The 12,427-nt window shown below is 43.1% G+C and carries 8 protein-coding genes; 4 read left to right on the top strand and 4 right to left on the bottom strand.

What is annotated here, in order from left to right:
- Together MTBBW1_RS09995 and MTBBW1_RS09990 are read left to right on the top strand one after the other, a co-directional pair.
- On the top strand, nt 1–1,118 hold a 1,118-nt coding region (locus MTBBW1_RS09995), incomplete at its 5' end, for a CorA family divalent cation transporter (RefSeq protein WP_080802740.1).
- A gap of 165 nt (nt 1,119–1,283) precedes the next feature.
- Entirely contained in the window at nt 1,284–3,446 is a 2,163-nt protein-coding gene (locus tag MTBBW1_RS09990) for an EAL domain-containing protein (RefSeq protein ID WP_080802738.1), read from the top strand.
- Here the strand turns inward: MTBBW1_RS09990 and MTBBW1_RS09985 are convergent.
- The 3 genes from MTBBW1_RS09985 to MTBBW1_RS09975 all read right to left on the bottom strand — a co-directional run bounded on the left by MTBBW1_RS09985 (nt 3,418) and on the right by MTBBW1_RS09975 (nt 7,756).
- Nucleotides 3,418–4,581: a YibE/F family protein gene (locus MTBBW1_RS09985; RefSeq protein WP_080802736.1), complete on the bottom strand. Its 1,164-nt coding sequence runs from the start codon at nt 4,579–4,581 to the stop codon at nt 3,418–3,420. The two genes, MTBBW1_RS09990 and MTBBW1_RS09985, sit on opposite strands and share 29 nt — an antisense overlap.
- A gap of 248 nt (nt 4,582–4,829) precedes the next feature.
- Entirely contained in the window at nt 4,830–6,101 is a 1,272-nt protein-coding gene (locus MTBBW1_RS09980; RefSeq protein WP_080802733.1) for a glycerophosphodiester phosphodiesterase family protein, read from the bottom strand.
- Nucleotides 6,102–6,280: 179 nt separating this feature from the next.
- Complete coding sequence (locus MTBBW1_RS09975) at nt 6,281–7,756, bottom strand: alkaline phosphatase (RefSeq protein WP_080802730.1); 1,476 nt, start codon at nt 7,754–7,756, stop codon at nt 6,281–6,283.
- A 523-nt stretch (nt 7,757–8,279) separates the two neighbouring features.
- Here MTBBW1_RS09975 and MTBBW1_RS09970 point away from each other — a divergent pair.
- Nucleotides 8,280–9,833 carry an alkaline phosphatase gene (locus MTBBW1_RS09970; RefSeq protein ID WP_080802726.1) on the top strand — a complete coding sequence of 518 codons (1,554 nt, stop codon included), beginning with the start codon at nt 8,280–8,282 and terminating at the stop codon, nt 9,831–9,833.
- A gap of 170 nt (nt 9,834–10,003) precedes the next feature.
- A complete protein-coding gene (locus MTBBW1_RS09965; protein ID WP_080802723.1) occupies nt 10,004–11,149 on the top strand; it encodes a YibE/F family protein in 1,146 nt (381 codons plus the stop codon).
- Nucleotides 11,150–11,369: 220 nt separating this feature from the next.
- On the opposite strand, the gene MTBBW1_RS09960 is transcribed toward MTBBW1_RS09965, so the two are convergent.
- On the bottom strand, nt 11,370–12,427 hold a 1,058-nt coding region (locus tag MTBBW1_RS09960), incomplete at its 5' end, for a methyl-accepting chemotaxis protein (RefSeq protein WP_139786723.1).

Genomic DNA, 12,427 nt, shown 5'->3' with positions numbered 1-12,427 from the left:
TTCCTTCCTCGGACCACCAGTTTGTCTGGCAGCACGTTCGTGACGAACGAAAGGAAGAAATTTTGCTGGGAATATCGGATTCCATGCGGGTAGAGCTGGTTGATGATATAAAACCACGAAATCAAAGTACCATGATAAGGGTCTTTGATCTTCATGAAGGATGTTTGAGGCAAATCCCCATAGGATCGAAAAAAGATCTTGCAGGTGCAAAACCTATCTGGATTGATCTGGTAAAGCCGGAGAGTGAACAACTGGCATGGGCAAGGGAAATTTTCGGAGTAGATATTCCCGATCCCATGGAATTAACTGATCTGGAAACCAGTGCCCGTTTTTATGTGGAAGATAATGGAGAACTTCATCTGCACTCTGATTTTCTCCTGGACAGGGAAAATGAATCCCGCAATGTTGCAGTTGCTTTTATTCTGAAAAAAGGTACATTGTTTTCGGTACGTACTAAAGAGCTTCCTGTGTTCCGCCTCCAAAGATTGCGTGCACGTGCGGAGTCAGGGTATGTCACAGAAGCAAAGGATATCCTGTTGGATCTCTATGCTGCTGATGTGGAATATTCGGCCAATGCCCTGGAGAGTATCTACGTCGAGATTGAGAATATGGGCACACTGGTACTGGGAGCCCGCATCAGTGACGATGAGGCGGAAAAGCTGATTTCAATGATTGCTGCTGAAGAGGATCTCAACGGGCGCATACGGCGCAATGTACTGGATACCCGAAATGGATTGTCATTTTTGATGCGCCGCAAAATCCTTTCTCCTGAGCAGTATAAGGAGGTAAAAGAAATTTTGCGGGATATTGAGTCTCTGGACGGTCACACTGCATTTCTGTTCAACAAAATGAAATTTTTATTGGATGCTACAGATAGTTCTATAAGTATTAACCAAAACAAAGATATTAAACGATTGACTGTCTTAAGTGTTGTCTGCATGCCGTTAAACATTCTGGCAAGTATTGGAGGCATGTCAGAATTTTCAATGATGACCAGACATCTTCCCTTGCCCATAGCTTACGGAAGCCTGATTCTTGGGATGATTTTCCTTGCCGGTTTCACCTATTTAGGGCTGAGAATTTATGAGAAGCGTAAAAACAGAATTCTTAAATTGTAATTAAATACCTGGAGGGGTGCATTAGTTAAACTCCAAGAAAATCAGGCATCCTCATATCACCACAAAAGTATTTTGCACTTTTTCGGTGGGACACCCTGAAAAACTTATTTTGATTTCAGAATGTGAAAGGTGGTCATGAAGCATGCTGAAAATGGATACATATAAATGAAAACTGCTAATGAATCTCAAGGAAGCCTTTTTATACAGCTTGTTCTTAATCTGCTGAAACTGTTGTCATCCAACCCTTATCTCCGTGCTATTCAGCGTGGACTTTTATTTCCGTTTCCATTGATTTTAGTGGGTGCCTTCTCTTTGTGTGTACTAAACTTTCCTTTTCCATGTTTTTTATCTTTTTTTGATCAGATGTTTGGGGCTGATTGGCGACTTGTATTTGAATCTATTGCTGATGGTTCATTCGGTATAGCCTCTTTAACAGTTGTTTGCGCCATACCATTTAATCTTTCCCATTTGCTGAACCTGGACAATGATGAACAATTTATCAATCCGGCCATGAGTACAATGGTGACACTCTCTTGCTACATCATATTGATAGGCCCTTCTGACATATGGAAAGAGCAATTTTCTATGGATCGTGGTCTCATATTTGCAATTACTGTATCTCTTATGGTCAGCACTGTTTTTATGCGACTGGCTAACTGGCGTAGAATCCGTTTATCATTTACCATCGTTGGCCAAGACCCTTCCACATTTCAGGTTATAGCCTTGATGCCGGCTGCAAGCCTTACTATTTTTATTTTTGCTGTTTTGCGGGTATTTTTTGACTCGTTTTTTCACAGGGCAGACATTTTTCTTGAGTATTTCATGGGGCTTGTTTTTGCAACGCAGACCGGAGATTTAGGTTTTGGAATCCTTTATACTGAAGTCGCACAGATACTTTGGTTTTTTGGAATTCATGGCCCTAACATGCTTTTCAACCTTGGACAGGAGACCTTGGATGCAGCCATGTTGGACAATATCCAGGCTGCATTGGCCAATACCCCTCCGCCACATATTATGACCAAAGGTTTTTTGGATGCTTTTGCATATATGGGTGGATCCGGTTCTACTTTGAGCCTGATAATAGCTGTATTGCTTAAAAGCCGTTACCCTGGTAACCGCAGGCTCTGTTCTCTTGCCCTGTTGCCGGCATTGTGCAATGTTAACGAACCTTTACTTTTCGGGATACCTATAATCTTCAATCCGATTTATTTTTTCCCTTTCCTGTTTACTCCATTAATTAATATTGTCACGGCCTATATTTTCACTGTGATAGATTGGTTACCGCATACTACAGCAAGCGTGCATTGGACATCTCCTGTCCTTTTCAGTGGCTATACTGCAACAGGATCTATTGCAGGTGTGTTTGTACAAATAATTAATTTAAGTATAGGGGTTTTGATATATTTACCTTTTGTTCTGTTGTCGGAAAAAATACATAAACGGCAGATGCAGGAATCAATAAAAATTCTGGCGGATTTTGCTGATGATATTATTCCCGGCCCTGGCGGAAAAAAATGCCTGACTCGTTCCGGACAAAAAGGTTTTCTGGCAAGATCATTGGCAGATGATCTTGCCAGAGCTCTTATACAAGATGATCAACTTTTTATTGTTTATCAACCACAGGTCAATACGCAAATGAACAGAGTTGAGGGTGTGGAGTGCTTGTTGCGCTGGCGTCATCCTGTTTACGGTATGATTCCTCCTCCCCTGACTGTTGCACTTGCAGAGGACAGCGGTTTTATTGACGAACTTGGCAGCTTTGTACTTAAGAGTGCATGCTCTTCATTTCTGAGATGGAAGCCGGACATAGGAAGCGATTTTCTTATGTCAGTCAATTTATCTGCAAAGCAGTTGGACAATCCGGAACTTGTAAAAAGTATTGTGGGTATTCTCACTGATGCGAAAGTTGCACCGCATCATTTAGAAATAGAAATTACCGAGTCAGTTGCTGTTACACCAAATGATACGACTTTTGACACCCTACATGAGCTTCGTTCTTTAGGTCTGCATGTAGCTATTGATGATTTTGGCATGGGACATACATCTCTTCGTTATATAAACGCATTTCCCATAGATACTGTAAAGATTGACAGATCTCTGACTAAAGAGAGTAAGGACGGGATTAATGACCATATTGTCAGCACTCTTATGAGTCTGGGTGAAAACCTGAAATTACGTACAATTGTGGAAGGCGTTGAAACCTATGAACAATGTGAACGGTTTAAAGGTCTGGGCTGCTCTATTTTTCAAGGTTATTATTTTTCTACTCCGCTAATGAGAGATGAATGTCTTGATTATATTATATCATTTGGTGAAAATGGCTCTTAACTTTTCCGGATTTTGTAAAAATAAACCCGCCAACAATAGCGGTAAATGGAGCAACCATTACAAGACCAAAACTGCCGATCAATGTTTTAACAATTTCCGATGATACATAAATCAGGTTGAAGGTATTGCTCAAAGGAATACTCTGGGCCATGAATGCCATAAGAAGAGTTATGTATCCGCCGGAATATGCAAGCAATAGTGTTGTGGTCATGGTGCCTGTCACCGACCTTCCCACGTTAAAACCAGATTTCATAAGTTCTACAGGGGTGATATTAGGATCACGTTCTGAGACTTCGTGCATACTTGCGGCAACATCCATTGCAATGTCCATTACAGCACCGGAACTTGCCAGAAAAACGGCTGCTACATATAGTTTTGTCAGGTTAAGGTAATTAAAGCCCGCAAAGAGCAATGTTTCTGCAAACGGCATTACAGCACCGTGAATCTTTAACTCTGCCGTAAAATATATGGCCATGACCCCGCTTGTAAGTACACCAAGGAAAGCTCCTGCCAGTGCGGTAAAACCTTTTCGGGTCACTCCTGCAACCAGAAGAATAATGGCGGCACATAGCCCTGTTGTAACCCCAAGGGTCAAAATGACCGGGTCCATACCCCTTAAAAGAGAAGGAACCAGAATTTTCCAGAGGACAAGAGCAGTAAAAACAAATGAAACTAACGCTTTTAAGCCGGTCCATCCACCAAACAGTAGCAGCATAAGGGCAAACAGGCCAAGCAGCATCAGCTCCAGGGAAATCCTATAGTGATCAACAGGATTTACAAAAATCACCTTTCCGTTGCTGTCCAGTGATAGCACCACAAAAGCCTCATCCCCCTCCACAAAAAGTTTATCCATGGCCATCTGCCCCAGAAGGGGGTTGTTGGCTTTATATACTTTCCCCTGGAAGGGTCCGGTCAGAATTTCAAGTTCAACGGCTTGGTCACCGCTTTTGACAATACCGAAACGCTGTACCTGTTCGTTATCTATGGCCACAACTTTGGCCTTGCACCTTATGGCCCTCTCTGTTTCAGGTTTTTCAAATCCTGTGGGTAACAAAGAGATTCCCATGGAAAGAAGTATGAAAAAGCAGACCAGGAGAAAGTCTCTGTTTTTGGGATTCAGCAGATTAGATTTCATAGTTATTGTTATCCTGTTTCAAACGGGGGAAACCAACAATCCATGTGTCTCTCCCCATTTTCTTGTTTTTTTAAACCGATATTGGGTAACAAGGCACTAAAAATAAAGACGGTACAGCAATGTTCTGCTGTACCGCCGGTTGCTGATACGGAGGAGCGTACCAGGAGTAAAAAAGTTAGTAAGGTTGGAAGTGTTTTGTTTTGTAATCAAAATGAAAAATTAGAGCTTTCATAGCTTGAGTGTTTGTACTATTTTAAGCCTCTACAGTTGGCATAAAAAGTAACTGTTGCAGGCCAATCGGAAAAGATACCAAGTATTCCAACCTCCTGAGCCAATACATCCAGGGCAACAAGCATATCTCCATCATTGTTAATAGCATCCTTAATGGTTTGGTAATACCATCCACCACCGCTTTTCAAAAGCCCGGATCTTTCAAGTGTCCAGGTGATTATTTCAAGACCGGCTGCTTTGGCCCTTCTGGCGTATTCGGAGGGGACAATTTTCCCGTTTTCCACACTTAGAAGCATCCACATGGGGGGGGCAATAATCCTGACGTTTCTGTTGAACAGTTCTTCCATGGTCGGAGACCATGTCTCCGGTTTAGTGATGTCAAAATTTTTGTCTTCCTCATCCCGTCCATCCAGATATACTGCCTGTTTGCCAAATTGTGGATCTGTTTTAAGCCAGTAAATCACATCATTCAGATTGAAAGACTGGGGAAAAACACTTTTGGGATCAACGCCTGCCTTTTTGTATTCGTCAATCATCTGCTGTGCGTACTTTTCCTGGCTGTAATCCCCATCAAAGGGCATCTTGACGCTGGGTGATTTCAATTCAGGGGTCATTTTCATGCCGAGTTTTTTAAAGAGCTCTATACTTTCCGCATGGGTCATGAGGGTTCCTTTGGCTGTGTAGAGATCCGTGCGCCAGCTCGGTGTGGCATTCATGTACTCCTCGACAGTTTTTGCTCTGGCATCAGATGCATCCATTTTTCCCTTAAGCATTTTAAACTCTTCAAGAGTTATGTCACTGGTACAGCATTTAGCAGAGGCAGGTTTGATTAACTCTCCGGTGGCAGGATCAAACTCTGCTGGTGTGAAAGGCTCGGAACACTTGGCAGCAAGTTCAGGGATTGCAAGAATATTGGTTGTGGTATGGAGATCACATTGTGAATGGCGGCAAACCAGTTCCCTATCTTTAGTAAATGTAACGTCACATTCACAAATGCCGGCTCCCATGGTTGCAGCAGCTTCATAGGATTCTTTTGTATGCTCAGGAAACTGCATGGCAGCTCCCCTATGACCTATGGAAAAATCAGTTCTGTAAAACGGGCCGTCAACGCACTCTTCAAGATCATTTTTCAGATCCCCTTCATCCATGTCATTGACAAGGTAGGATGGGCGCGGCCCAAGTTGAATGTTGTCTTTATTTTCCATGCCGTTCTTTTCGGCAACTGCAAACGATCCCATGGAAATTAATGCTGAAATAATCATTATGGTTATCATTACGGGGCTTCGCATATTTAGTAAATCCTTAAATTTATAGTATAGGAATTTCCATTTTATCAGCTACAAAAGCAAGTATTTATGGAAAAGTCCGCCCAAAGTGGTAAGTTCTAAAATTTACCTTGAAGATTTGGCACAAATAACACTGTCTAAAACATTATATCTCATATCTTTATCTTTGAAATATAATCAACTTAGTTCACAGCATAAACAGGTGCTGCTTTAATTCCCATGATATCCATAAGTTTTAGAGCAATATCTGTATTATCATAGGCGCCCTGATAAGATTCAGCTCCGATTCCAACTGCAGAGGTAGCAATGGGTACACCTGTGTGATTGTAAGATGTCCATGCAATTCCCGCTTTTTGATTTAAAATATGAGTGATGCTAACTGTCAGAGGTTCATATCCACCATAGAGAAGATATGTTTCTGGATCGTTTGAACCTTCTGTATCTCCTTTCATGGTTTTTACAAATGCAGCTTCAAGCTGAGCTACTTCGTGGGGTTTTAGCAAAAGTGTGTTTTTCTCATCCCCTGTAAACGCAAGTCCGAAATTTTCAGTAATCACACTTTTAAGCGAATCAAAGGCTGGTGTTTCTGTTTTTTCTTTCAATGATTTGATAATTGTTTGATCAAACTGCGTAAAAGATATCTTCTGATGCTTCAGGACATCAAAGTAGGTTTCGTACTGTGTCCCGGCAAATCCAATAGACATGCCGCCGCATTCATGATCTCCTGTAACAATAATGAGAGTATCTTCCGGATGTTTTTTGTAAAAGGCGTAAGCCTTCTCAACCGCTTTGTCAAATGCAAGGGTATCCTTGATGGCTGCTGCAGCATCATTTGCATGACATGCCCAGTCGATCTTACCACCTTCAACCATCATAAAGAAACCGTTATCGTTTTCCAGAAGTTCTATTCCTTTGTCAGTAAATTCTGCAAGAGATATGTCAGATTCAGTCCTATCCATGTCATAGGGAAGCGCTCCACTGTCCTGAAGCCATCCATTTATGGCCAGAACTTTTCCAGCTTCAGGGGAAAGAGCATTAAATTCATCTCTTGTTCTAACAACCTTGTAGCCGTTTTTAAGGATAAGCTCCATGGCATCTCCCTCAAAATTGGTGGCATTGCCTTTTTTATTGGCAGGATCTTTCAAACCACCTCCTGCAAAGTAGTCAAAACCGCTCTTTGCAAGGGCAATATCTATGTCATAATACTGGGAGCGACTTGGTACATGAGCATAAAATGCTGCAGGTGTGGCATGGTCTATAGAAACGCTTGATACGATACCCACCTTCATCCCTCTCTCTTTTGCCATTTCAGCAATGGTCACAAGGGGGGTCATGTCGGCATCCATGGCAATACGTCCAATGGAAGTTTTTTTGCCACATGCCATGGCAGTTGCTGCTGCGGCAGAGCCTGTAATAAACCTGTTTGATGCTGGTGTTGTGGTAACTCCCTGGTACGGTAGGGTATCAATCATCAGTGGGCTTTTACTGTATTGTTCTGCCGCTGTTTTCTGGGGGAATCCCATGCCATCTCCAATAAAAAGGAAGATATTTTTCGGTGTCTTTGCAGTTGCACATACTGGAATCATCAGCAGTGTGCAGATCAACATTATGAATAAAAGATTACATTTTGACTTCAGGTGAAACGCCATTTTTTTCATTCTTGCCTCCGGTTTTGAATTGTTATCAGATTATTTCCATTCACAACACACCTGTTGTAAACCGTCAGCATTAGAATTATATTAGCAGATGATTAAAAGTTCATTTGGGAACATTGCTTTTAAAGAAATTTGAAGAAACTTTGAGTCGGTGGCATCCGCTCCCTATAACGGTCATGTCAGGTGGCCTGACATGGACGTTATTGATTTGAAAATCTATATCTTCGCCCATCTCCCTTCTTATTTCTTTATGCTTTCCCTTACATAAAAAAAACAAAGTCCTAATAAAAACTTAATCCATCCATAGTAGATTCCAGCCATTGTTTATATTTTTATATTACGGAAAAGGAGGTGAACGGAATTAAACGGGCATGGCTGAGGTTCAGTCCCCCCGACCATGGAAATAATGAACCTATTTCCACGGTAAAGAGATAAGGAAGGCATCTGCCTTTTACGGCAAACAATTATTGTTGCTTCAACTTTGTAAAACGCCATAAATTTTAACAAGTTTCGATAAGGAAAAAAAATGAGACTCATAAAAAAGCTGGAAGCAATGACCATGGCAATTGTGGTCGTGACGCTTTGTATCACAACAGCCATCGCATCCCCACCCAAATATGTATTCTTTTTCCTCGGTGACGGCATGTCCAATACCCAGATTCAGGCAACCGAAGCCTATCTTGCCACAAAGAATGCCGTCGACAATGGTCTGGAAATCGGACCCAATCCGGGGGAATTGAACGCAGATTATCTTCTCAATCCTGATAATCGGTTAAAAATGACCCAGATGCCTGTGGCCGGTATGCAAACAACCTTCGACGCGTTTGCCCTGATGACCGACTCTGCATCTTCGGCAACGGCATTTGCCAGCGGTATAAAGACCCGAAGTGGTGTCATTGGAATGGACAACACCAAGACCACCGGTTATAAAAGTGTGGCCGAACTCGCCCGGGAATTGGGCAAGAAAGTGGGCATCATCAGCAGTGTTCCCCTGAACCATGCCACACCTGCGGCATATTACGCAAGTGTCTCCAGCCGCAACTACTATAACAATATCGCCGCCCAACTGACCCAAACCGGTTATGAATTTTTTGGCGGCGGCGGCTTGATCTCCCCGGAAGGTCCGGCACGGGACGGTGATACTTCACACAACATCTGGAATATGCTCAACGATGCCGGCTACACGGTTTTGAATGACCGTACATCGATTTTGGAGCTAAAAACAACCCCTAAAGACAAAGTGGTCTGCATCAATCCGTGGCTCCAGGACGGTGATGCCATGCCCTATGCCATCGATCGCCCTGAAACCAACCTTTCCCTTGCAGAAATGACCGATGTCGCCATCAATGTGCTTCAAGGGAATACCGGAGCCAGCGACAACGGTTTCTTTTTGATGGTTGAAGGCGGCAAAATCGACTGGGCCTGCCATGCCAATGACGCCATGGCTGTTATCGGCGACATGATCGATTTCGACAATGCCGTGGGTATGGCTCTGGAATTTTACAAAAGTCATCCTGACGACACGCTGATCGTCGTTACCGGTGATCATGAAACAGGTGGCATGACCATCGGTCATGCCACCACCGGTTACAAATCATATTATGAAAAACTGTTTGGTCAGAAAAACAGTTTTGTCTATTTCAATGAAAACCAATGGACTCAATACAAGGAACAGTACAGCCAGGCGGTCTGTGAGAACAACAACACATTGAATGCAGCCCATTCAATAATCACTCTGTTACAAAATGACTTTGGCCTCAACTGGGAAGAACTCAGCACATACCAGCAGGAGAGAATGGCATGGGCCTGGCAATGTTCCCTTTGCGGTTACGATAAGAGTGACTCCCAAAATTCTCACCTGTACGGCTCATATGAACCCATAACCGTTACGATTACCCATGTCCTGAACGAGCAGGCCAGTATCGGCTGGACAAGCTATTCCCACACCGGAGTTCCGGTGCCCCTTTTCGCGCAGGGGAGCGATGCCGCTATCTTTTCCGGTTTCTATGACAATACAGACATCGCAAAAAAAATAGCATCCATTATGGGTATTACCGCTGAACTGCCCGTTGTAAAATAACATAAGTACCTGAGCGGAATTTATTCGATAGAATCTCTAAGGGGTGGAAAACAATGAATTAAGTTTGCTTCGGTACGAACCTAACCTAATTACGGATAGCTCATAATATTTGAATAGCGGTGCTGCTTAGTAAGTGGCACCGCTTTTTAATTCTTAAAAGAGGTGATAACATGTCGACCGTTCAGCGGGAATGGTTGTTCTCCCTGATGATTGCGGGTATATGCATCGGTCTCGCGTTTCTGGATCTGGCTAAAATACCACAGGCACCGGCAGGCCTTCACAGTCGTGCTTTGATCATTGACGTGGACAACAGCCAGGTCCGTGTCAATCTGATCGTCAAAACAGAAACCCAGTTTTTGAAAGTCCGTCTGCTCAACGGCCCGAACAAGGGGGATGAATTAACCATCTCAAACGTGCTGACCGGCAAAATGGAATTTGATGAATTTTATGAGGTGGGAGATACGGTGCTTGTGGAATATGATGTTGTGGACGGCAAGCCCCGTCACGGCACCGCCCGGGGCAACTACCGGTTAGGACTGCAACTCTTGCTGATTGTTCTTTTTGCACTGCTTTTAATGGCCGTTGCCGGCGTTACCGGTTTTAAAGCCATGCTCTCTTTTGTTTTCGCGGCAATGGTATTGTGGAAACTGTTTTTTCCTCTTCTGCTGCGGGGATATCCTCCACTGCTCACCGGCCTGGTCATTGTCGCCCTGCTTATTTCGGTCATCACCTTTTCCGTGGGAGGGTTGAGCCGTCGGGGCATCGCCGCTTTTACAGGTTCCATGATGGGTGTCCTTCTCACCTGCTGTCTTGCGGTGTGGTTTGCCAAAGCATTCAAGCTTCACGGTGCTGTGCGGCCTTTTGCGGAAACCTTGCTTTATTCGGGATATTATGACCTCCACCTGACCGATATATTTATTGCAAGCATCTTTATCGCCTCTTCCGGAGCCGTCATGGATCTGGCCATGGATATCGCCGCCAGCATGGATGAAATCAAGCGAAATCATACGGAAATCGGGTTGTTGAAACATATTCAGTCGGGGCTTCGGGTCGGAAAAGCGGTGATCGGCACCATGACCACAACCCTTCTGCTGGCCTACTCCAGCAGCCACATTACCATGTTTCTTCTCTTTATGGCCAAGGGACTGCCGCCGGCCAACATTTTAAACGCACCTTTTGTGGCTACTGAAGTGCTGAACATTCTGGTGGGAAGTTTCGGCTTGGTCACAGTGGCACCTTTTACGGCATTGGTTTCGGGAATCCTCTATTCTTTAAAAAAGAGAGCACAAACAACCGATATTCAGGACGCTGCTTGATCGCCACTCAAAACGACACAGGAGAGCTTCTGCATGGCCTCGTTCAAAAGCCGCTCTAAACCGTTGGAGAGCGCTTGACTATCCTTGTGTACCTGCCTGGAGATGCCCCGGGTTTGCTCCGCTCCCACCTTGACCTCATGAATCCTGCGGGAGACTTCCTGGGTTTCGTGGGATGTAAGATCGGCGTTTCGGGCGATATCCGTGGTGGCCTCAAAAAATATCAATTTACAATAAATTTATCGACAATACGTTTTAGCTGAACAGACATATCTTTTAATTCAAGGAGATTTTTATCTAACTTGCTGCTACTTGATGAGATATTTTCTGAAGCATGATTGACCAATCCAATATCCTGAGAAATTTGATTTGAAACTTGTGAACTTTCACCGACGTTTTCATTTATCTCAATTAACATTGTGGAAAGATTTTCAATGTTAACTGATATTTCACGGGTGGCAGAAGTTTGTTCTTGCAAGGCAATTGATATGGAAGAAATTATTTTTTGAGTCTGGAGAAGTATCTCTGTTACTTCTTTCATTGAATGGTTTGCTTTTGAAGATGTTTGATGTACATGTGCAATATGTTTTTTTATCTGAACGGTAGCTTCTTCTGTCTGTTTTGAAAGCTCCTTGATTTCATTGGCAACAACGGAAAATCCTTTGCCGGCAGCACCAGCTCTTGATGCTTCAATGGTAGCATTGAGTGCTAACAGATTGGTCATTTCAGATATTTCCTTGATAGTTTCCGCAGTTTTCTCAATGGCATCTGCTGTTTTAGAAAACTCATCCATCTCTTTGTTGCTTTCCATTGTTTTGTCTAATGCTTTGAGTGAAATATCTTCCGCAATTTTTGTGTTTTTGGAAATTTCACTGATGGTGGTGTGCATCTCATCTGCTGCTGCTGCTACAAGGTCGGCATTGCCTGAAGATTGGCTTATTGATGTTGTAATACCAGCCATATTACTGCTCATCTGCTCGGCAGCAGATGCAACTGTGGCAGATTTTTCAAAAGTGTCTTCTGCAATATTTAGTAGATCAGATGTAACAAATTGAAGAGATAAAGAGGCATTGTCAATATTGGTTATCTGACCTGATATTTGAACGATTATTTTTTGAAGTTTGATGATAAATATATTAAAGTATTGAGCCAGTTGCCCAAGTTCATCTTTTGACTTAACAGGAATTCGTCTTGTCAGATCCCCTTCTCCTTCTGCAACATCCTGAAATGCTTTTATAAGGATGCTGATTGGTTTTGTAATAATGACATTGGAAAGGTAAA

Origin of the sequence: Desulfamplus magnetovallimortis (assembly GCF_900170035.1) — a bacterium.
In the GTDB taxonomy this organism is placed as follows: Bacteria; Desulfobacterota; Desulfobacteria; order Desulfobacterales; family Desulfobacteraceae; genus Desulfamplus; species Desulfamplus magnetovallimortis.
This window is presented reverse-complemented; position numbering and strand designations above follow the sequence as displayed.